Raw genomic sequence first — 20937 nt, forward strand, 5'->3', positions numbered from 1 at the left:
CGGAGGCCCGATGCCTGCGCTCTACATCATGATTCCGGTGGCGCTGCTGATTGTGGCGGTGGCGATTTACGTCTTTTTCTGGGCAGTGGACAGCGGTCAGTACGACGACCTGGACGGCCCGGCTCACAGCATTCTGTTCGACGATCAGGATCCGGGGCACAAGGCCGGAGTGGATGAGGTGTCGGGGAAAGAAAAATCGGGCGATAAGCAGGATTCAGCCAAATGAACCCGGTCCCTGTGGGAGTGAGCTTGCTCACGAAGGCTGACTATCGACCGCTGGATATCTGTCGGATGTACCGACTTCTTCGCGAGCAAGCTCGCTCCCACCCTCCACGGGTCGGCAGATACATCGGCGGTGTCGTCGCGCTTGATGCGATCTCATGTCGGACGACCGGGGTGGCGCTCCACCTTGCTCACGAAGGATTAGGCCACGTGAACCCGGCCCCTGTGGGAGTGAGCTTGCTCACGAAGGCTGACTATCGACCGCCGGATAACCGTCGGATGTACCGACCTCTTCGCGAGCAAGCTCGCTCCCACCCTCCACGGGTCGGCAGATACATCTGCGGTGTCGTCGCGCTTGATGCGATCTCATGTGGGACGACCGGGGTGGCGCTTCATGTTGCTCACGAAGGATTCGGCCAAGTGAACCCGGCCCCTGTGGGAGTGAGCTTGCTCACGAAGGCTGACTATCGACCGCTGGATAACTGTCGAATGTACCGACCTCTTCGTGAGCAAGCTCACTCCCACAGTCCATGTGTTGGCAGATACATCTGCGGTGTGGTCAGGCTTGATGCATTCTCATGTGGGACGACCGGGGCGGCGCTTCACCTTGCTCGCGAAGACGTCCGTGCAATCACTGCCAGACGTTCAGGCCGAAACCATGCATGACCTCCTCCCCCAACTCCTCTCTGCCTTCGTCCTTGGCTTGCTCGGCGGTGGCCATTGCCTGGGCATGTGCGGCGGGCTGATGGGCGCGCTCACCTTTGCCATCCCCAAGGAGCAACGCAGCCGACGCCTGCGCCTGCTGCTGGCCTACAACGTCGGACGTGTTTTCAGCTACGCCTGTGCGGGATTGCTGATGGGCCTGCTCGGGTGGGCGGTCGCCAACAGTCCGGGGGCGATGCTGTTGCGGGTGATCGCCGGGCTGCTGATGATCACCATGGGCCTGTACCTGGCCGGATGGTGGAGCGGCCTGACCCGCATCGAAGGATTGGGCCGCGGGGTCTGGCGTTACCTGCAACCGCTGGCCAGCCGCCTGATGCCGGTGTCGACGATCCCCCGGGCTTTACTGCTTGGCGCGGTGTGGGGCTGGCTGCCGTGCGGACTGGTTTACAGCACGCTGCTGTGGTCGGCGAGCCAGGGCAATGCGCTGCACAGCGGGTTATTAATGCTCGCGTTCGGCGTCGGCACCTGGCCGGTGCTGATCGCCACGGGGCTGGCCGCCGAGCGCATCACCGCCCTGCTCCGTCGGCGCAGCGTGCGCGTGGCCGGCGGGGTACTGGTGATTCTGTTCGGCCTGTGGACACTCCCCGGCCCCCATCAACAGTGGCTGATGGGGCACACGCCTCACTCGATGAATCACGGGATGGATCACACGATGAATCCTCAGATGAACCATGCAGACATGGACCACGAGTAATCGCTGACCCCATCCATTGACCCAGATCAATGCCCTCACCGGCGGCTTCCCTACACTTCCCGCACCGCCAGCCTTCACGGGAACGCCCCCATGCTCGACGACCTTCGTTGGGATTCTGAACTCATCCGCCGCTACGATCTGGCAGGGCCGCGTTACACTTCCTACCCCACCGCCGTGCAATTTCATACGCAGGTTGGCGCCTTCGAACTGCTGCAGGCACTGCGCGACAGCCGCAAGGCGTCGCGGCCGTTGTCGCTTTACGTGCACATCCCGTTCTGCGCCAACATTTGCTACTACTGCGCCTGCAACAAGGTCATCACCAAGGATCGCGGTCGCGCTCAGGCCTATCTGCAGCGCCTCGAACGCGAGATCAGCCTGATCGCCGCACACGTCGATGACCGTCAGGTGGTCGAGCAGTTGCACTTCGGCGGCGGTACCCCGACCTTTCTCAGCCACGTTGAACTGCGCCAGCTCATGGCCCATTTGCGCCAGCAATTCACCCTGCTGGATGACCACTCCGGCGACTACGGCATCGAGATCGACCCGCGCGAGGCCGACTGGTCGACCATGGGCCTGTTGCGCGAACTGGGCTTCAACCGTGTCAGCCTCGGCGTGCAGGACCTCGATCCGCTGGTGCAGCGGGCGATCAACCGTTTGCAGAGCCTGGACGAAACCCGCGCCATCGTTGAAGCCGCGCGCACCTTGCAGTTTCGTTCGGTGAACATCGACCTCATCTACGGCCTGCCGCTGCAGACACCAGAGGGTTTTGCTCGCACCGTTGAGCAAGTCATCGCCCTGCAGCCCGACCGGCTCTCGGTGTTCAACTACGCCCACCTGCCGGAGCGCTTCATGCCCCAGCGGCGCATCGACACGGCGCAGTTGCCCAGCCCTGAGCAGAAGCTGGAGATGCTCCAGCGCACCATCGAGCAACTGACCGGCGCCGGCTATCGCTACATCGGCATGGACCACTTCGCCCTGCCCGATGACGACCTGGCCATCGCTCAAGAAGAAGGCACGCTGCAGCGCAATTTTCAGGGCTACACCACCCATGGCCACTGCGACCTGATCGGCCTCGGCGTCTCGGCCATCAGTCAGATCGGCGAGGTGTATGCGCAGAACACCAGCGATCTCACCGAATACCAGACCCTGCTGGCCAGCGATCAACTGGCGACCAAGCGCGGTCTGCGTTGTAACGAGGACGATCAGCTGCGGCGCACCATCATCAGCCAGCTCATCTGCCATTTCCGCCTCGATTTCGCGACCGTCGAGGACAAATTTTCCATCCACTTTCGGGAATATTTCCGCGAGCAGTGGCCGCAATTGCTGATCATGGCCACGGATGGGCTGATTCATCTGGGCCCGGCAGGCATCACCGTCACCCCGGCGGGACGTCTGCTGGTGCGCTCGATCTGCATGGTGTTCGACGCGTATCTGGGCGCGCAAAACCGTCAGCGCTTTTCCCGGGTGATATAGGCCCGCGTGATATAGGAAGTTCCGCCTGGCGCGGAGGAATCATTTCTGGCCATGGAGGCGCGTGGTAGTCGCAGGGTTGACCGCTGAGTTACCCTTACGACTTATGTGTGTTTCTGCAAAAGGAATTACCCGATGTCTGAGCCAGTCAAACTGCGCGCTCACACCCAGGCTCACTGCAAGGACTGCAGCCTGGCCCCGTTGTGCCTTCCGCTTTCATTGAACCTGGAAGACATGGATGCACTGGACGAGATCGTCAAACGCGGCCGGCCGTTGAAGAAAGGCGATTTTCTGTTTCGTCAGGGCGACACCTTCGCTTCCGTCTACGCCGTCCGTTCCGGCGCGCTGAAAACCTTCAGCCTCAGCGACAGCGGCGAAGAACAACTCACCGGTTTTCACCTGCCCAGCGAACTGGTCGGGCTGTCCGGGATGGACGCCGAGGCGTATCCCGTCACGGCGCAGGCCCTTGAGACCACATCGGTGTGCGAAATCCCCTTCGAACGGCTGGACGAACTGTCGGTGCAACTGCCGCAATTGCGTCGCCAGTTGATGCGCGTGATGAGCCGGGAAATTCGCGATGACCAACAGATGATGCTGTTGCTCTCGAAGAAAACCGCCGACGAGCGCATCGCCACGTTTCTGGTCAACCTCTCCGCCCGCTTCCGCGCCCGGGGCTTCTCCGCCAACCAGTTCCGCCTGAGCATGTCGCGCAACGAGATCGGCAACTATCTGGGCCTGGCAGTGGAAACCGTGTCCAGGGTGTTCACCCGCTTTCAGCAGAACGAGTTGATCGCCGCCGAGGGCAAGGAAATCCGCATCCTCGATCCGATTCAGCTCTGCGCGCTGGCCGGGGGATCGCTGGAAAGCTGATGCATGATGGTGCGGGCGGGCTTAGACTGGCGTCTTTTGAGTCATGTCCTGCCCGAGATCCATATGATTTTCGACCAATTGAGCATCAAATCCCTCATCCGCCCTGTGGTGGATTTCCCCAAGCCCGGCGTGATTTTTCGTGACATCACCCCGCTGTTCCAGTCACCCAAGGCCCTGCGCCTGGTCATCGACAGCTTCATCCAGCGTTACATCGATGCCGAGTTCACCCACGTCGGCGCCATGGACGCGCGCGGTTTTCTCATCGGCTCGATCGTCGCCTATGAACTGAACAAACCGCTGGTGCTGTTTCGCAAGCAGGGGAAATTGCCGGCGGACGTGTTGGCCGAGGCCTATCAGACCGAATATGGCGAAGCGCTGCTGGAAGTCCACGCCGACAGCTTGTGTGACGGGGATTCGGTGGTGATGTTCGATGACCTGATTGCCACCGGCGGCACGCTGGTCGCCGCCGCCAACCTGATCCGGCGCATGGGCGCGAAGGTTCACGAAGCCGCTGCGATCATCGATTTGCCGGAGCTGGGCGGCTCACAACGCCTGCGCGACATGGAAATCCCGACGTTCTGTTTGACCGAGTTTGCGTTAGCGGATAAGTAAGAAGCCACCAGTGGAAGACGTCTGATCACAGCACCAGACGTCAGGCCAGCTAACACCGCTGCTCCTGAGCGAACACGATATTGTGGGAGTGAGCTTGCTCACGAAGAGGCCGGTACCGCCGCCAGATATCTAGCGGTAGGAAGGCCACCTTCGCGAGCAAGCTCGCTCCCACAGGTCCTGCATTCGCTGCAAGACACCGGGGCGTATTGAAGACAGGGAACTTACCTACAACTGAATCGGCTTGCGCCCTGCGAACGAGTGCGCGAGCGTGCCGCCGTCGACCAGTTCCAGTTCGCCACCCAGAGGCACGCCGTGGGCAATCCGCGAGATGACCAGGCCTTTATTGGTCAGCAGCTGGGCGATGTAGTGCGCCGTCGCTTCGCCTTCCACCGTCGGGTTGGTGGCGAGGATGACTTCGGTGAACGAGCCCTGCTCCTCGATCCGCGCGACCAGCTGCGGGATGCCAATGGCTTCAGGCCCCAGACCGTCCAGTGGCGACAAGTGGCCCTTGAGCACGAAGTAGCGCCCGCGGTAACCGGTCTGCTCCACCGCATACACATCCATCGGGCCCTCGACCACGCACAGCAGCGTGTCGTCGCGACGGACGTCCGAGCATTGCGGGCAGAGTTCTTCTTCGGTGAGGGTGCGGCATTGTTTGCAGTGACCGACGCCTTCCATCGCCTGACTCAACGCCTGGGACAGACGCGAGCCACCGCTGCGATCACGCTCCAGCAGCTGCAACGCCATGCGCTGGGCGGTTTTCTGACCGACGCCAGGCAGGATGCGCAGGGAGTCGATCAACTGGCGAATCAGGGGGCTGAAGCTCATTGGAGAAACGTCCGACAAAAACACGAGACGCGGTTTATACCCGCGCCTCCGATTACCGTCAAATCAGGGTCATGAGACCTTGACCACCAGCTTGCCGAAGTTCTTGCCGTCGAGCAGGCCAATGAACGCGTCCGGCGCGTGCTCCAGACCTTCGACCACGTCTTCGCGGAATTTCACCTTTCCGTCCTTCACCAGCGGAATCATGGCCTGCATGAATTCTTCCAGACGGTGGTAATACTCTTCGTAGACGATGAAGCCCTGAATCTTCGCGCGCTTGGTCAGCAGCGTGCGCATCAACAACGGCAGTTGATTCGGCCCTTCTGGCTGGCTTTGCGCGTTGTAATGGGCGATCAGTCCGCACAGCGGTACCCGCGCACGCTGATTGAGCAGCGGGATGACCGCTTCCAGCACCTTGCCGCCGACCAGTTCGAAATAGATGTCGATGCCGTTCGGGACGGCCGCTTTCAACTGCTCGGCGAACTCATCACTGCGGTGATCAATGCAGGCATCAAAGCCCAGCTCGTCGACCACATAGCGGCATTTGTCTTCACCACCGGCAATACCCACCACGCGCAGACCATTGAGCTTGGCCACCTGACCCACCACCGAGCCGACCGCCCCGGAAGCCGCAGCGACGACCAGGGTCTCGCCCGCTTTCGGCTTGCCGATGTCCATCAAGCCCATGTAACCGGTGATGCCTGGCATGCCGAGCACGCCCACCGCCATCGACGGGCTGGGCAGATCCTTCGGCGCCATCAACAGGTTGCTGCCGTCGGAAATGCTGTGGGTCTGCCAGCCGGTCTGACCCACCACCAGATCGCCTTCCTTGAATTTAGGGTTGCGCGACTGCTCGACCACGCTGACCGCGCCGCCTTCCATGACCGCGTCGATTTCCACCGGTGCCGCGTAGGACGGGGCGTCGCTCATGCGACCGCGCATGTAGGGATCGAGGGACAGATAGAGCGTGCGCAATTGCACCTGGCCTTCTTGCAGGTCAGGCAACGCCTCGCGCTCGAGTCGGAAGTTTTCCGGGGTCGGTGCGCCCTGGGGACGGGACGCCAGGACTACGCGTTGGTTGAGGATCAATTCTTGGGTCATCGGAATGGGCTCCATGATGAAGGTTGCGAGGGTATAGAGAGCAGACCGTGGGCAACCGGACGGGTTCGGTCGGATGTGGCGTTCCATATGACGCGCGTAATCCAAGGCGGACCTGGCGCCGTCCCCAACAAAAATGCCAGGCACGAGGGCCTGGCATTTGGGTGTCGCGACAGCCGTCCGATCAGAACGGCAGTTTCATGCCCGGCGGCAGCTGCATGCCAGCGGTCATGCTGGCGGTCTTCTCCTGGCTGGCCGCTTCGATTTTGCGCACAGCGTCGTTGACGGCTGCAGCGATCAGGTCTTCGAGAATTTCCTTCTCTTCCTGCATCAGGCTGTCGTCCAGGCTGACGCGCTTGACGTCGTGACGCCCGGTCATGACCACGCTGACCAGACCGGCGCCGGATTGGCCGGTCACTTCAGCGTTGGCCAGCTCTTCCTGCATCTTGGCCATTTTTTCCTGCATCTGCTGAGCCTGCTTCATCAGGCCTGCCATGCCACCTTTCATCATGGGAGTTACTCCTCGGAAGTCATTGGATAGAAAGTCGTTGAACAGTACGGGCGCCCCATCAGCTTAGCGCCCCCGGAATCCATTGGTCCTTAATCAGTTTCTAGACCGGCGCCTGCGCCGGCGCATCCACCGGAACAATTGTGTCCTCGCGAATGGACGCACCGAACTGTTGCATCATCTGCTGGATGAACGGATCGCCGTGAATCGCCGCCTCGGCCTGCTTCTGCCGATCGGCACGCCGACGCGCCGCTGCCTGAGCCGGGGTTTCCTGCTCGGGCTTGATCAGTTCGATACTCAGGTTGAGGGTGCGTTCATGGTATTGGTTCAGCGCGTCGTTCAGACGGCGCTGCTGGGTCGAGTTGAACAGCGCGCTGTGGGCCGGGTCCAGGTGCAGCAGCCAGTTGTCGCCCTCCACCGAAATCAGCGTGCAATTGGCGGCGATGCTGCCGGTCATGCCGGAAATCGGCAGTTTCGGGAACAGCTCAAGCCAGTCCGCCGCCAGCCCGGTGGCAGGCCTGGAAGCCGGCAACAGCTCGGGCTCCTTCTCCACCGCTTCGACCGCTTCGTGGGCCAGGTCGTCAAGATAAGCGAACGACGCCGGGTCGATGTCGATGTCCGGCTCGTTGTAGTCGTCATCGGGCGGCGGCTCGTCGTCGCGCTCCATGGGCGCCGGCACGTACGGCGTCGCGTCGGGCACGTGCTCGATCATCTGCAATGTCACGGCGTCGGCGGCGGCTTGCCGTTGCTCTGACGACTCGACTTCAGGCGCTTCAGGCACAGGGCTCGCGGGGACCGGCGCCGGCATTGGCGTCAGATCAGGCTGCTCGGCCACGGTGTCGAGGACGGGCTCGGGAATCTCGGCGACGGATTCGGAAGCGGGCTGCGCAGACGGCTCTGGCTCTGGCTCTGATTCGGGCTCGGCAGCAGGGGCTGGCTCAGGCTCTGATTCGGGCTCGGCAGCAGGGGCTGGCGGCGCGACCTTCGGCTCGTTCCAGGGCAGATCGATCTCTTCCTCAGTCTTTGCCTTCGCAGCTTGAGCGTCAGGCACGGCCACCGGAGCAGGCTTGTCGATAACAGGCGCTGGCGACGGGGCGGTGATGGGTTTGGGTGCTGCGGATGCTGAACTCGCCACCGCTGTCCGGGAATCAACCGTGGCCGGGTTGATCCCCACTGACTTTAACGGTTGCGTCGGCGCGTTGTCGGCATCTGCCGGTCGAAACGCCAGCATGCGCAGCAGCACCATTTCGAAACCGCCACGGGGGTCAGGCGCCAGCGGCAAATCACGGCGACCGATCAGGCCCATCTGGTAATAGAACTGCACGTCTTCAGCGGGCAATGACTGGGCCAGCGCCAGCACGCGATCCCGATCGCCATGGCCGTTGTCGACCCCTTCAGGCAGCGCCTGGGCAATGGCAACCCGGTGCAATACGTTGAGAATCTCCGACAGTACGCCGCTCCAGTCAGGGCCCTGTTCGGCCAGATGACGCACGGCTTCAAGCAACGAGCGGGCATCGCCCTCGATCAACGCAGCCAGCACGTCGAACACCTGGCCGTGATCCAGCGTGCCGAGCATGGCGCGCACGTCGGCCGCCAGCACTTTGCCTTCGCCGAAGGCAATCGCCTGATCGGTGAGGCTCATGGCGTCACGCATCGAGCCGTCGGCCGCGCGGCCCAGCAGCCACAGCGCGTCGTCTTCGAACGGAACGTTTTCGACGCCAAGCACGTGGGTCAAATGCTCGACCACACGCTCGGGCGTCATGTTTTTCAGGGAGAACTGCAGGCAGCGCGACAGAATGGTCGCCGGCAGCTTCTGCGGATCGGTGGTGGCGAGGATGAACTTGACGTAGGGCGGCGGCTCTTCCAGCGTTTTGAGCAACGCATTGAACGAGTGGCTGGACAGCATGTGCACTTCGTCGATCAGGTAGACCTTGAAGCGGCCGCGACTGGGTGCGTATTGCACGTTGTCGAGCAGCTCGCGGGTGTCCTCGACCTTGGTGCGGCTGGCGGCGTCGATCTCGATCAGGTCGACAAAGCGGCCTTCATCGATCTCGCGGCACACCGAGCACTCGCCGCAGGGCGTTGAAGTGATACCGGTTTCACAGTTCAGGCACTTGGCAATGATCCGCGCGATGGTGGTCTTGCCGACGCCCCTTGTGCCCGTGAATAAATAGGCATGGTGCAGGCGCTGGCTGTCCAGCGCGTTGATCAGGGCCTTGAGCACATGGGTCTGGCCGACCATTTCGCGGAACGAGCGCGGACGCCATTTACGTGCAAGAACCTGATAACTCATTGAAAACCGTCGCGACTGGGTTGCGGAAGACCGCCAATGCTAGCGGAGCAGGGGCAAAATTGCATCTGGTGTCCGTGGCTTTCGCTTTATGATGGCTGGCCTGACTCCGCAAGACGGCTCCGCGAGAGGGTTCCCCCATAAGGTTCCGCACCTGGATTCCGAAGACACAGCAGGCTTGAAGCGTCGCACTGTTACTTCGAGGGATCCGGATGCACGTGTGGGTGAGTGGCTTGGGACTTTTGAGCGCCTTGGGGTTACTGAGCGCGTCTGCGATGGCGGAAGGCCCGCCCCTGCGCTTCGCCGTGGCCGACAGTTGGTCGATGCCGCTGATGCAAGTGGGTCCCGACGGACCTGAAGCCGGCATTCTTTTCGACATCATGGAAAGCCTGGCCCGACAGATCGGCCAGACCGCCGAATATCGCGTGTATCCACGGCTTCGGGTGCAGGCGGCGACCGAGCGCGGTGAAGTCGATGTGCGCTGTTACGCCGCGCAGTCCTGGTTGCCGGACATGTCGGGCGACTACACCTGGAGCCTGCCACTGCTGACCCAGCGCAACGTGCTGGTCGGCAGTGCCTACGACACCGCACCCTTTCAGTTGAGCGCGATTCTCGGTGATCACATCGGTACGGTGCTGGGCTATGCCTACCCGGTGCTGGACCCGCTGTTCGCCACGCGCGATTTGATCCGCGAAGACGCCAGACTCCAGGAGCAGGTCCTGCAAAAGCTCTCGGCCCATCGCTACCGATACGCCGTGGACACACAGTGGTCGCTGGACTGGTACAACCGCGACCAGAAAGCCGACGAGAAACTCAGGGCCGTGTGGATCATCGATGAACAGCCCGTGGGCTGCGTCGCCCGCAACGACCCGAGCGTACCCGCGCAACGCATCATGCGCACGCTGCTGAGGATGAAGATGTCCGGGGAGATCGAGCGGATTGTCGAGCGGTACCAGGTGCATTCGGGCAACCCCGACGACCCGTATTGAGGCTGCGCCGCTTTTCAATTGTGGCCCCGGCTGCGACTTTCGATTGTAAGGCTGGCGCCGATTGCAGGACCGGCTTTAGCCGGGAAAGCGTCATGTGACACACCGCAAGACTGATGGCGTACACACTGGCCTCTTCCCGGCTAAAGCCGGTCCCACTAAAAGATCGCGCGCACTCAGTGGGACCGGCTTTAGCCGGGAAGGCATTAGGTGGCACACCACAAATTTGATGTCGCCTATCGCTGTAGCAATCCCGTCATATTCCCTCGATAGGCTCCGGCGACATATGTTGTAACAACTCGACCTGCGAGCACCCGCCATGACCAAGAAACCGGAAGAACCCGCACAGGCTTCGGCCCCCCAGACACCGGTGGATGGCAGCCGTCGACGCTTCCTCGGTGGCGTCGCGGTATTGGGCGCCGGCGCGACCCTCAGCGGTGTAGTGGGCGCGGCCGAAGCAGCCCCTGAAGGCAAGCCTGCGACGGACACCCTGTTGACCGGCCCGGCGCTGGACAAAGCGCTGCAGGACAACATCAAAACCATCGTGGTCATCTACGGCGAGAACCGCAGCTTCAATAACCTGTTCGCCAATTTCCCCGGCGTCGAGCATCCACTCTCTGCCGTGAAAGCCGACCAATACCGCCAGCGCGACCGTGACGGCAAGGTCCTCGACACCCTGCCGCAGTGCTGGGGTGGCGTCTGCCAGATCGGCCCGCAAAGCGTCGACGGCGTCACCTACGCGACGGGCGTGCAGTATCAGGAAAACCTGCCCAACGCGCCCTTCCCCCTCAAAGGCCCGAGCGGCGAAGACCTGCCACTGAGCGTCGTCACCCGCGACCTGTGGCACGTGTTCTATCAGAACCAGATGCAGATCAACGGCGGCAAGAACGACGCCTTCGTTGCCTGGGCGGATTCCGGCGGTCTGACCATGGGCTACTACCCCCAGACCCAATATTCCCTGCGCTTGTGGGACGTCGCCAAGGAGTTCGTGCTCTGTGACAACTTCTTCCAGGGCGCTTTCGGCGGCTCGTTCCTCAACCACCAGTACCTGATCTCCGCGCGGGCGCCCTTCTACCCGGATGCGGCGAACTCCCCGGCCAAGTCGCAGATCGCCGTGCTGGAAAGCAGCGATCCGCTGGACTACCGACTCAAACCGCTGGAGAAGTCACCCGCCAGCGCCATGACCGGCCCGCCGCAGTTCGGCCCGAGCGCACTGACGCCGGACGGCTACGGCGTCAACACCATGGCCCCGCCCTACTGGCCGACCTGGCTGCGGGACAAGGAGAGACCGGATTATTCGCAGCCGGGGCTGGCCAACGTGCTGGTGCCGCAAACCCATGACCACATCGGCGACAAGCTGTCGAAGAAGAGCGTCGACTGGGCCTGGTACGCCGGCGCCTGGCAGGTGACGCTGGACGAGTACAAGGATTCGACCGGCATCCCGAAAATTCCGAATTTCCAGTACCACCACCAGCCCTTCAACTACTTCAAGCAGCAAGGCCCGGACAATCCGGCAGAGCGCAAGAAGCGACTGCGCGACGGCGGTCTGGGCGATGAGTCGAGCACCAATAAATTCCTCGCCGACGCCGAGGCCGGCAAGCTGCCCGCGGTGACCTTCTACAAACCCCAGGGCAACCTCAACATGCACGCCGGGTACGCCGACGTGGCTGCGGGTGATCGACACATTGATCGCGCCATCAAAGTGCTGCGCAACAGCCCGCAGTGGAAGAACATGGTGATCGTCATCACCGTCGATGAAAACGGCGGCTGGTGGGACCACGTCGCGCCGCCGAAGGGCGACCGCTGGGGCCCGGGCACGCGAGTGCCGGCAATTGTGATCTCACCGTTCGCGCGCAAGGGCACGGTCGACCACACGGTGTACGACACCGCCTCGATCCTGCGTCTGATTACGCGTGTGCATGGTCTGGAGAAACTGGACGGATTGACCGAGCGCGACAACGCCATGGCGGTACGGGGTCAGACGTCGATGGGTGATCTGAGCAACGCGCTGCAGTTTCCGGCGTAGCCAGTTCCAGTGTAGCCGGGCGCTCAACCATTGCTGGCAGGTGGGCTGATCTTATGTGTAATCAAGCCGCCTGCCGACCGCCGCGCTCGTTCGGCAAGCAAACCGTTAGCACCGCCAGCACCACCGCGACCCCCGCAATCACCCCATACACCGCAACGAACGAACCGCTGGCGCTCGCCAATAGCCCGGCGCAGTAGTTGCCGAGCATGCCGCCGACGCCTTGCATGATGTTGGCGATGCCGAAGATGGTCACGGCCAGCGCCGCGCCGCTTGCCATCTTCGACACGTACGCCGGGATCAGCCCGAAGATCGGGTAGAACGCCACGGCGAACACCACCCCCGCCACCAGCGGCCAGTAGCCGGTCGGCGCGATGACCAGAATCAACCCCGCCGTCGCCACGCAGACGTACACCAGCAACATCGCCGCCCGCAGGCCGATGCGGTCCGACAGCGCGCCGAGGGCCAGGCCGCTGAACATGCCGACGAAGCCGATGCTGGCCCAGATCTGCGCGGTGTACTCAACGCCGAAATGCAGCTCGGTGCGCAAGTAGGACGACAGGTAGTTCTGAAACGGAAAGGTCGAGAAGCCGATCAGAAAATTCATCGACCAGACTGCGTACACCCAGCCCTGCAGCGCCTCACGCAGAATGCTTCCACGTGGCGCACCATCACCGGCGCTCTCGCCTTCGCGAACAAACAGCCGCGCACGTTTGAAGACCAGAAAGGCACCGACGGCCAGCACGACCGTGATCAGCCCAACGATCCACCACACCGTGCGCCACTCGCCCTGGGGCGCATAAAACGGCACCAGCAGGCTGTTGATGAACACGCCGTAACTGGTGCCGCTCGATACCAGCCCCATGGCCATGCCGCGATATTTGTAAGGCACAGCGCGCGCGATCACGTCGACCATCGGCACGAACACGGTCGCCGCCGTGCCGGCCAGAATCGTCAGCAGCAGACCGATCAGCACCACGTTCTGCGCCAGGGGCATGAGCAGCAAGGCCAACGCGCACACCGCGCCCGAACCGAAGATCACCCAGCCGCCGCCAACACGAGGCGTCAGCCACGCCGCCAGCAACGCACTGGCGAGAAACCCGGCCTGCCCCGCTGCGGTGATGGTGCCCACGTAGGCGATATCGAAGCCCAGGCTGGCGCGCATGTCCGGCACCAGTTGGGCAAAGAGGTAGATCCCGAAGCCGTATGTCGCGGCCACAAGACCGGTGAGCAATAAAACAATCAGTGCGTTGATCCGCATCGTCGGCATCCTTGCTGAAGGCCGTCGCAGACGCGGCGGCGCAGGTTGACCCGGAGCATCACGCCTGGATCACGCAAAGGCTAGCGTAAAACGTCAGGGTTACTGGCAGGGAAACGCGTTTTTCAATGCTGCGACGACCAGCACGGATTCATTCAGATGCAGGCTCTCGGGATGCGCCTGCAATGACTGCACAATGATGCGCATCGACTGAATCATCGGAATGCCACCCTCGGGCACGCACACCAGCCGGGGCAGTCCGCCTGCTTCGTGGAACAGGTCCAGGGTGTCCATCGTCGCTTGCAGCACCCCGACGCAATGGCCGACACCGACGCCGTTCTGCGCAACACCGCCGCTCATGCTGTTGATACCGTCCTGGCATTCGAGCAGTAACTTATTCCCGTCCGCCAGAGCGCCAGTGCTGACGCACAACGCGAATAACGCCGACGCGGCCGCGATGGACTTCCTCATCAGCGTAGCCACAGTTCCTTCACCGAATGATCCGACGCCTTACGCACCACAAGGCTGGCGCGCTCGCGGGTCGGCAGGATGTTTTCCAGCAGATTGGGACGGTTGATGTCGTGCCAGATCTTGCGCGCCGCATCCGGGGATTTCTCCGGCGGCAGGTCGGCCAGCTCGCGGAAGTAGGCGCCTCGCGCGCGAAACGCGGTGCGTTGCAGCATCAGAAAGCGCTCAACGTACCAGCGCTCGATGTCGCCTTCTTCGGCGTCCAGATAGATCGAGAAATCGAAGAAATCCGAGACGATGCTGCCCGGCTTCTGCCCGTCATTGCCCTCGGTCTGCAACACATTCAGCCCTTCGAAAATCAGGATGTCGGGCTGGCTGACCTTGAAGAACTGGTCCGGGACGATGTCGTAGCTGATGTGGGAATAGACCGGGGCGGTGATTTCCGGCGTGCCGGCCTTCAGGTCCGAGAGAAACTTGACCATGCGCTTGCGATCGTAGCTTTCCGGAAAACCCTTGCGGTGCATGATGCCGTCGGCGACGAGCCGGGCGTTGGGGTGCAGAAATCCGTCGGTGGTGATCAGATCCACCCGGGGATGATCCGGCCAGCGCGCCATCAGCGCCTGCAGCACCCGGGCGAAGGTGCTCTTGCCCACCGCAACGCTGCCCGCCACCGCCACCACATAGGTCTGGCGCTTGGCGGGGCGCCCGAGAAAGGTGTCCTTGATGCTGTCGAGGTTGCGGGCAGCGCTGACGTGAAGATTGATCAGGCGCGACAACGGCAGGTAGATGTTGGCCACATCCTCCAGCGAGATGTCCTCGTTCACGCCTCGCAACGCGGCGAGATCTTCTTCGGACAACGTCAATGGCGTACTGGCGCGCAGCCCCGCCCACTCCGCGCTGCTCATTACCAGATAGTCATCAGGGGCCATCAATCGCGTTCCAGTCAGGTGTCCGTATCGACAATGGTGCGAAGACTATCGTATTGATCAAAATGGAGGGCAGATTTATTTGGGTCTGCCGGGGCGGTTCGCTTACTTCCTGGCCGTCATGTTCGCCAGATCCGCGGACAGGGTTTCCAGCGTAGGCCGCGTGATCAGAGGCGCCGGCGCCCCTTCGGGGGCTGACAGGCCAAGGCGGTTATGCCAGATCGTCGGCAGCCCCACCTTCGCCGTGCCAAACAGGTCGTAGGCCGAACCCGCGACAAACACGGCATGCCCGGCATCGACACCCAAGGAGTCCAGCGCCAGACGATAAGGCGCCGGGTCCGGCTTATAAAAGCCGGCTTTCTCCGAGGTAATCACCACGTCAAACGGGACGCCCAGCACCTCCGCCGCGAGGTGGCCCAGCCGCTCCGAGCAGTTGGTGACGATACCGAGCTTGTAACGGGGCTTGAGGGCTTCGAGCACTGCCTTGGCTTCCGGCCAGGGCTGCAGTTCCCCGAAGCGCCGATCAAGCTCCGCCGCTGCGTGCCTGCCCAGGCCGACTTCCATCGCAGCCTCCTCGACCAGCGCGTCATAAGGGCGATAGCGGCCGCAGCCGTAGGTCGCCTTCAGGTAGGCCATGCGCCAGGTCCGCCCCAGCTCCTCGGATCCGGCGACTGAGTTCCACAGGGTCCAGGAATCCAGCAGGGCAGTGAGCAGATCGAAGAGTACGAGTTGGATGGAGGCTGTTGGATGGAGGGGTGACGAGGTGGCGGTTGTCATTGTTGTTATTCCTGAGCCGAGGGGTGGCGTGCGCGTGTCTTCGCGATGGGCTCCATTCTAGGCCAGGCATACGACGATACACCGCACGCGGCCTAATTCTATGGTTCAGCGTTGGTTAACGGCCGGTTGCTCGGGGGTAGGCTTTCGACGGGGCGCACGCGGCGACCCTGTGCTGAACAACACCGCGACATCCGGTGAGTAGCGGATTCAGGCACGCGAGAGGAAATGACGACGTTAAGAGACGCGGCAGCTTGCCAACAAGACGATGATGAAAGATCAGAGAGATTTGAAGGGGTGGGGGCTGGACACGATCTGGATGATCACAACTCGTCATTGCGACGAGCCTTCGTTATGGAGGCAACCCCACCAGCCACACCCCGGCACACAATGTTCCCGCTGTGGCTGCTGCCTTCCGGCTCTGACCAGGTTCACGGGTAATCGTTGCGGGGGGACCGATGGGGTCACCATAACGACGCTCGCCAGTGGCGAGCCGCGCCATTGTACCGGTCTCGCGCGAAGTTACAACCTCTTGTTTCAGATTAAGATTTTGAGCGTCATCAGCCCCTCGCCGCCTGCGCGATGAGACGCTTGAGGGGCCGAATGCGGCACAATGGCGCCTGCATTTTCACCTCCCTCCAGCAAGGGGCTCGCCCCCTGCCCGGCCCCGCCGGGGCGCAAGACACAGGAACCACCGATGTATTTCGCGCTCACCCCATACCAATCCCTCTCCCCCACGCAACAGCGCCAGTTGCTGGACATCGACCTGCTCCCCGAGCAGATCCGTCACGTCGGCGACATCCACGGCGGCCTGCACACGCTCACTGCACGTCCCGTCGTCGACCGGCAAGGCTTCGTGCTGCTCATCGACGACATCCCCCGGGGCTTTTTCGTACTCAAGCGCAGGTCGCTGCTGCCGGACTGGGCACGTGACCGCCCGCGCATCACCACGACATTGCACGCGCTGATGATTGATAAAGGGTTTCAGGGGTTAGGACTGGGCAAGCAATGCCTGCGCGCGCTGCCAGAATTGACGCAAGAACTATGGCCAGACACGGAACAGTTGATGCTGGCCGTGGAGGCCGGCAATCACCCGGCGCGTCAGCTGTACCTGGCGCTGGGTTGGCAGGAATGGCCCGAAAGCGATCCAACTAACGCCAGCTTTGAGCGGCTGATGCTGCTCACGCTGTAACGCTCAATGGGCCAGTGATCGCAGCTGCCGAACCTTGCGGCGGCGCTCGACGTTCATCCATTGCTCGAGGGCGGTGACGGTCATGGGCCGCGCGACGAGGAAGCCTTGCACTTCGTGGCAACCCAGCTCGCAGAGAATTTCATAGACGCCTTCGGTTTCCGCGCCTTCCGCGACGACGCGATAGCCGAGGCGCTTCGCCAGATCGACGATGGCTTCCACCAGGCCGCGGTCCTTGTCATTGCTGTCGATATTCTCCACCAGCGACTTGTCGAGCTTGACCGTGGTGGCCGGCAGTTGCCGCAGGTAGGTCCAGTTGCTGTAACCGGTGCCGAAGTCATCGATGGCGATGTCAATGTTCAATCCACGCAGGCGCTCTAGCTGCAGGCGGGTCACTTCAGGGTTGTCGCACAGGGCGCTTTCGGTGAATTCAAGCTCGAAGCCGCTCGGGTCGAGACCGCTGACTGACAAGTGCTCGAACAGCGCGTCGCTGAACGATGAGTTGGCGAGGTCGATGGCCGATACGTTCATCGCCACTTTGAAGGCATAGCCCTGGGCCTGCCAGATCGCCGCTTGAGCAACAGCCTTTTTCAGCACCCACAAGCTGAGCGAGCGAATCAGCGCGGTCTTTTCCGCCAGGGGAATGAATTCCATCGGGCTGATCGGGCCCAGCATCGGGTGCTGCCAACGCAGCAGCGCTTCGACGGTCACAATGCGGCCGGTCGCCACTTCCAGCCTCGGCTGATACACCAGCGACAGTTGATCCGGGCTGCGCACCGCCTCGGCCAGCGCGACCAATAGTAGAAAGGCTCGTTGCTGGGCGAAGTCCAGATGGGGCTCGTACCAACGCCAGCCCGTCGATTTGCCGCGGGCTTGGTCCGCCGCGCTGACCACCAGCCGGATCCAGTCGCGCTCATCGCAGCGGTCCAGGCCCAAGGGCAGCACACCGATGCCGACGTCCATCTGAATGGGAATATTGCGGCAGATCAGCGGCTGGCGAAAATGCTCGAGCAAGTGCCGAAACACCCTCTCGGCCTGCTCGGGGCGGGCATGACGGGTGATCAGGGCGATGCGCGTGGGGCTGACTTTGTACAGCGCGGTGTCGGCGGGCAACTGGCTGCGGCAGTTTTCGATCATGCAGCGCACCAGTTCTTGGGCGAAGCTGTAGCCCAGCGCCTTGACGATGCTGTCGAGGAACGCTGGCGCGACCATGTCCAGCGCGACCAGCGCGTATTTGCGGCGATCGGCCAGGGCGGCGAGGTCTTCTTCCAGGCGCAGACGGTTGAACAGTCCGGTAGGCTGATCCACATAACTGGCACTGCGCAGGTTATTAAGGCGCTTCATCACCAACTGGCCATACATTTCCAGCATGGCTTGATCGCGCGGATCAAGTTGCGGCCGAGGCGTGCTGTCGATGATGCACAGCGTGCCCAGGGCCAGACCGTCGGCCGTCACCAAGGGCACGCCGGCATAGAAGCGAATGTGCGGCTCACCGATCACCAGCGGATTGTCGCTGAAGCGCGGGTCGAGCATTGCGTCGGGGACTTGAAACGCCTCATGGCTGAGGATGGTGTAGGCGCAGAAGGCGATCTCGCGGGGGGTCTCGCGCTCTTCAAGGCCTGCCCGTGCCCGAAACCACTGGCGGTGCTCACTGACGATGGAGACGAGGGCGATGGGGACCTGGAAATAATGGGTCACCATCGAGATGATGTGGTCGAGCACATCGTCAGCCGTCGCATCGATGAGCCCCATGTGGGTGATGCGCGACAGCCGGGAACGTTCGTTTTTGGGCAATGGAGCACTGGTGGCCATAACTGAAATCCCTTTTACACCGCTTCGCCAACCGCTTCGCCAGTAGTGTCAAAACGATATGTATAGGGAAAATAGCACCGCTTTTTCTCCCATGCAGGCATCGCAGACAAGCGGTGAATTCCCTTTCACCGCTTCGTACCAACTGTTTTTTGCAGTCACCCACCTGAGGGTTTTACTGCACTTGCAGCACTTCATCAGCCTTGCCGCCAGCGCCCTGTATGACCAGATGGATGAAATGCAGCTTGGTGATGACAGCCGGGGGCAACACGAACGGATAGAAATCCGCCTGCCCCATGGCGCGGGACAACTCGTTGAGCATGCCGGCCAGTTCGATCCACGCATTGACGAACGCCAGGAACGCCGGCCCGCCCGGATGCTGAGGGTCGTACAAGGTTTCCAGGGGAAACGGCTGGTAGTCGAGGTCCATGTCCCGGGCACTCATGCCCAGGCTCAGCGCGGTGTCGACGGCGTCCATCATGTGCAGGTAATGGGCCCAGGTTTCAGCCCAGTCTTCCCACGGGTGCATGGTCGCGTAGGCGCTGACGAAACTCTGCTGCCAGTCGGCCGGTGCGCCGTGCTGGTAGTGATGATCAAGGGCCTCGGCGTAGCTGGCACGGTCATCGCCGAACAGGTTACGGAATCCGTCCTGCCAGTAAGTGTCGGCGATCAGGCGATCCCAGTAGTAATGCCCCACTTCATGACGGAAATGCCCGAGCAGCGTGCGGTAGGGTTCGTGCATCTGCACGCGAACCTTCTCACGAATGGCATCGTCCGCTTCTTCCACGTTGAGGGTGATCAAGCCACTGGCGTGGCCAGTGGTTGGCAGGTTGCCTTCCAGGTCGACGCCGAGGAATTCGAAGGCCAGCCCGCGCTCTTCATCCACGCTTTTCGGGATGACCTGAAGGCCGAGGGTGATCAACTGCGCCACCAGCCGACGCTTGGCGGTCTCGATCTTGCCCCAGCGCTCGGGGTTTTCCGGCACGGACAGGTCGGGGATGGTCTTGTTGAGGCTACAGGCGATGCAGAATTCTCCGGCATTCAGCGCCGGAAATATCCAGTTGCAGGCCGCCGCAGTGTCCAGATTGGCACAACGACGGTAGAGCCCGGCCTGGGGCTCGTCGCTCAGACGCCAGGTCTGCGCTTCAGGGCCCGGTTCCAGCGCGGCGATCTTGCTCTGCTCGGGCAGATAACCCAGGGCCGCCGAACACGCCAGGCACTGGCTGTTGCGGAAAAACACCGACTGCCCGCAATGGCACTGCCAGACCTTGCTGTTGCGCTTGCTTTCACCGGCGAACGGCGCCGCGATCCGTGTGCTGAGTTGCTCGAAGAACTGGAACATGGCGATATCCTGATGGGGCTGCAAGCACTAGATCGTCAAGGGTGACGGGGGTTCCGTGGGATTTTCTTACTCTTGGTCCCGCCTATCGGCGGGACTACTTCACTCAGGTCCAGCTCCGTCGGCCCGCCTAACGGCAGGCATTTCGCCTCCGGCGAGTTACTTGGAAAAGTCGAAAGTCGCACCATCCCCAAGTAACCAAGGGTGCTTGCTCTCGGTTTGGCCCGACTTCGTCGGGTTCCTTCACTTCGAAGACGCTCCGTGGGCCCGCGCCGAACGGACATCCATGTCCTAGCGGCGCTCTCGCGGCATCCATGCCGCTCGGCCTGCGCCAAAGTCGCGATTGGCGGTGACTGGACTTTTTGTGCATGAAGATCAAAAGCAGATCGAGGGCGGGTCAAACGCTAAGGACTTGTGGGAGTGAGCTTGCTCACGAAGGGGCCGGTACATCCATCGGATATCTGGCGTGTTGGATAAAGCATTCGCGAGCAAGCTCGCTCACACAGGGAGGGCGGTGCTATCAGCAAAAATGTCGGTGTCTGAACTGGCCTCTTCCCGGCTAAAGCCGGTCCCACTAACGGCAGCGCGTGCATTCCGCGAAAGTCGCGGCAGGCCTCGAATGTGGGACCGGCTTTAGCCGGGAAGCTTTTGATCTTGATCTTCCTACGCAGGAAGTCCAACGACACCAATCGCGACTTGGGTGCAGGCTGAACGCAGGTCTCGCGCAGTGGGCCGAGCGGCATGGATGCCGCGAGAGCCGCCCCCCGCCATGGATGGCGGATGGCGGCGGGCCCACGGAGCGGGACCGGAGTGAAGGAACCCTGACGAAGGAAGGGCCAAACCAGGAGCACAA

At 62.2% G+C, this 20937-nt stretch carries 18 protein-coding genes and 1 other RNA gene; 8 read left to right on the forward strand and 11 right to left on the reverse strand.

Annotated elements, in window-relative coordinates:
- The first annotated feature begins 10 nt into the window (after nt 1-10).
- The 5 genes from ccoS to QWI20_RS21260 all read left to right on the forward strand — a co-directional run bounded on the left by ccoS (nt 11) and on the right by QWI20_RS21260 (nt 4591).
- Complete coding sequence (gene ccoS, locus QWI20_RS21240) at nt 11-226, forward strand: cbb3-type cytochrome oxidase assembly protein CcoS (RefSeq protein WP_369307094.1); 216 nt, start codon at nt 11-13, stop codon at nt 224-226.
- A 654-nt stretch (nt 227-880) separates the two neighbouring features.
- Entirely contained in the window at nt 881-1639 is a 759-nt protein-coding gene (locus QWI20_RS21245) for a sulfite exporter TauE/SafE family protein (RefSeq protein ID WP_369307095.1), read from the forward strand.
- A 90-nt stretch (nt 1640-1729) separates the two neighbouring features.
- Nucleotides 1730-3112: an oxygen-independent coproporphyrinogen III oxidase gene (gene hemN / locus QWI20_RS21250; protein WP_369307096.1), complete on the forward strand. Its 1383-nt coding sequence runs from the start codon at nt 1730-1732 to the stop codon at nt 3110-3112.
- Between the two features lie 132 nt (nt 3113-3244).
- Nucleotides 3245-3979, forward strand: coding sequence for a fumarate/nitrate reduction transcriptional regulator Fnr (gene fnr, locus QWI20_RS21255; protein WP_369307097.1), 735 nt, complete (start codon nt 3245-3247; stop codon nt 3977-3979).
- Nucleotides 3980-4042: 63 nt separating this feature from the next.
- Nucleotides 4043-4591, forward strand: a complete 549-nt coding sequence (locus QWI20_RS21260; RefSeq protein ID WP_369307098.1) for an adenine phosphoribosyltransferase — start codon at nt 4043-4045, stop codon at nt 4589-4591.
- Nucleotides 4592-4816: 225 nt separating this feature from the next.
- Here QWI20_RS21260 and recR read toward each other — a convergent pair whose 3' ends face one another.
- From recR to dnaX, 4 genes are all read right to left on the reverse strand, one after another.
- Nucleotides 4817-5419: a recombination mediator RecR gene (recR, locus tag QWI20_RS21265; protein ID WP_369307099.1), complete on the reverse strand. Its 603-nt coding sequence runs from the start codon at nt 5417-5419 to the stop codon at nt 4817-4819.
- A 69-nt stretch (nt 5420-5488) separates the two neighbouring features.
- Complete coding sequence (locus QWI20_RS21270; RefSeq protein WP_369307100.1) at nt 5489-6517, reverse strand: NADP-dependent oxidoreductase; 1029 nt, start codon at nt 6515-6517, stop codon at nt 5489-5491.
- Nucleotides 6518-6698: 181 nt separating this feature from the next.
- Nucleotides 6699-7025 (reverse strand): YbaB/EbfC family nucleoid-associated protein, encoded by a 327-nt coding sequence (locus QWI20_RS21275; RefSeq protein ID WP_037011416.1) that lies wholly within the window; start codon nt 7023-7025, stop codon nt 6699-6701.
- Nucleotides 7026-7125: 100 nt separating this feature from the next.
- Complete coding sequence (gene dnaX, locus QWI20_RS21280; protein ID WP_369307101.1) at nt 7126-9315, reverse strand: DNA polymerase III subunit gamma/tau; 2190 nt, start codon at nt 9313-9315, stop codon at nt 7126-7128.
- A 272-nt stretch (nt 9316-9587) separates the two neighbouring features.
- Between dnaX and QWI20_RS21285 the strand changes: the two genes are divergently transcribed.
- Nucleotides 9588-10301, forward strand: a complete 714-nt coding sequence (locus QWI20_RS21285; protein ID WP_369307142.1) for a substrate-binding periplasmic protein — start codon at nt 9588-9590, stop codon at nt 10299-10301.
- Between the two features lie 316 nt (nt 10302-10617).
- On the forward strand, nt 10618-12324 hold the full coding sequence (gene acpA, locus QWI20_RS21290) for an acid phosphatase (protein WP_369307102.1): 1707 nt from the start codon (nt 10618-10620) through the stop codon (nt 12322-12324).
- Between the two features lie 61 nt (nt 12325-12385).
- Here the strand turns inward: acpA and QWI20_RS21295 are convergent, their stop codons facing one another.
- The 5 genes from QWI20_RS21295 to ffs form a co-directional block, all read right to left on the reverse strand.
- Nucleotides 12386-13582, reverse strand: a complete 1197-nt coding sequence (locus QWI20_RS21295; protein ID WP_369307103.1) for a nitrate/nitrite transporter — start codon at nt 13580-13582, stop codon at nt 12386-12388.
- A gap of 99 nt (nt 13583-13681) precedes the next feature.
- On the reverse strand, nt 13682-14050 hold the full coding sequence (locus QWI20_RS21300) for a Rap1a/Tai family immunity protein (RefSeq protein WP_369307104.1): 369 nt from the start codon (nt 14048-14050) through the stop codon (nt 13682-13684).
- The gene (gene coaA, locus QWI20_RS21305) at nt 14050-14976 is read right to left on the reverse strand and encodes a type I pantothenate kinase (RefSeq protein ID WP_074889248.1); all 927 of its coding nucleotides are present in this window, start codon (nt 14974-14976) and stop codon (nt 14050-14052) included. The genes QWI20_RS21300 and coaA overlap by 1 nt, the downstream gene beginning before the upstream one ends.
- 102 nt (nt 14977-15078) lie before the next feature.
- Entirely contained in the window at nt 15079-15750 is a 672-nt protein-coding gene (locus tag QWI20_RS21310) for an HAD-IA family hydrolase (RefSeq protein WP_369307105.1), read from the reverse strand.
- Nucleotides 15751-16111: 361 nt separating this feature from the next.
- Nucleotides 16112-16208, reverse strand: an RNA gene (ffs, locus tag QWI20_RS21315) — signal recognition particle sRNA small type.
- Nucleotides 16209-16444: 236 nt separating this feature from the next.
- On the opposite strand from ffs, the gene QWI20_RS21320 reads away from it, so the two are divergent.
- Nucleotides 16445-16939: a GNAT family N-acetyltransferase gene (locus QWI20_RS21320; protein WP_369307106.1), complete on the forward strand. Its 495-nt coding sequence runs from the start codon at nt 16445-16447 to the stop codon at nt 16937-16939.
- A gap of 3 nt (nt 16940-16942) precedes the next feature.
- Here the strand turns inward: QWI20_RS21320 and QWI20_RS21325 are convergent, their stop codons facing one another.
- Together QWI20_RS21325 and QWI20_RS21330 are read right to left on the reverse strand one after the other, a co-directional pair.
- The gene (locus QWI20_RS21325; protein WP_369307107.1) at nt 16943-18748 is read right to left on the reverse strand and encodes a putative bifunctional diguanylate cyclase/phosphodiesterase; all 1806 of its coding nucleotides are present in this window, start codon (nt 18746-18748) and stop codon (nt 16943-16945) included.
- 172 nt (nt 18749-18920) lie between these two features.
- Nucleotides 18921-20087, reverse strand: coding sequence for a putative zinc-binding metallopeptidase (locus QWI20_RS21330; RefSeq protein ID WP_369307108.1), 1167 nt, complete (start codon nt 20085-20087; stop codon nt 18921-18923).
- Nucleotides 20088-20937 lie beyond the last annotated feature (850 nt).

Origin of the sequence: Pseudomonas sp. W2-17, from assembly GCF_041060445.1 — a bacterium.
GTDB lineage: Bacteria > Pseudomonadota > Gammaproteobacteria > Pseudomonadales > Pseudomonadaceae > Aquipseudomonas.

Coding starts and splice junctions, on each gene's coding strand:
- ccoS (WP_369307094.1), top strand. CDS start 11: ATGCCTGCGCTCTACATCATGATTCCGGTGGCGCTGCTGATTGTGGCG.
- QWI20_RS21245 (WP_369307095.1), top strand. CDS start 881: ATGCATGACCTCCTCCCCCAACTCCTCTCTGCCTTCGTCCTTGGCTTG.
- hemN (WP_369307096.1), top strand. CDS start 1,730: ATGCTCGACGACCTTCGTTGGGATTCTGAACTCATCCGCCGCTACGAT.
- fnr (WP_369307097.1), top strand. CDS start 3,245: ATGTCTGAGCCAGTCAAACTGCGCGCTCACACCCAGGCTCACTGCAAG.
- QWI20_RS21260 (WP_369307098.1), top strand. CDS start 4,043: ATGATTTTCGACCAATTGAGCATCAAATCCCTCATCCGCCCTGTGGTG.
- recR (WP_369307099.1), bottom strand. CDS start 5,419: ATGAGCTTCAGCCCCCTGATTCGCCAGTTGATCGACTCCCTGCGCATC.
- QWI20_RS21270 (WP_369307100.1), bottom strand. CDS start 6,517: ATGACCCAAGAATTGATCCTCAACCAACGCGTAGTCCTGGCGTCCCGT.
- QWI20_RS21275 (WP_037011416.1), bottom strand. CDS start 7,025: ATGATGAAAGGTGGCATGGCAGGCCTGATGAAGCAGGCTCAGCAGATG.
- dnaX (WP_369307101.1), bottom strand. CDS start 9,315: ATGAGTTATCAGGTTCTTGCACGTAAATGGCGTCCGCGCTCGTTCCGC.
- QWI20_RS21285 (WP_369307142.1), top strand. CDS start 9,588: ATGGCGGAAGGCCCGCCCCTGCGCTTCGCCGTGGCCGACAGTTGGTCG.
- acpA (WP_369307102.1), top strand. CDS start 10,618: ATGACCAAGAAACCGGAAGAACCCGCACAGGCTTCGGCCCCCCAGACA.
- QWI20_RS21295 (WP_369307103.1), bottom strand. CDS start 13,582: ATGCGGATCAACGCACTGATTGTTTTATTGCTCACCGGTCTTGTGGCC.
- QWI20_RS21300 (WP_369307104.1), bottom strand. CDS start 14,050: ATGAGGAAGTCCATCGCGGCCGCGTCGGCGTTATTCGCGTTGTGCGTC.
- coaA (WP_074889248.1), bottom strand. CDS start 14,976: ATGGCCCCTGATGACTATCTGGTAATGAGCAGCGCGGAGTGGGCGGGG.
- QWI20_RS21310 (WP_369307105.1), bottom strand. CDS start 15,750: ATGACAACCGCCACCTCGTCACCCCTCCATCCAACAGCCTCCATCCAA.
- QWI20_RS21320 (WP_369307106.1), top strand. CDS start 16,445: ATGTATTTCGCGCTCACCCCATACCAATCCCTCTCCCCCACGCAACAG.
- QWI20_RS21325 (WP_369307107.1), bottom strand. CDS start 18,748: ATGGCCACCAGTGCTCCATTGCCCAAAAACGAACGTTCCCGGCTGTCG.
- QWI20_RS21330 (WP_369307108.1), bottom strand. CDS start 20,087: ATGTTCCAGTTCTTCGAGCAACTCAGCACACGGATCGCGGCGCCGTTC.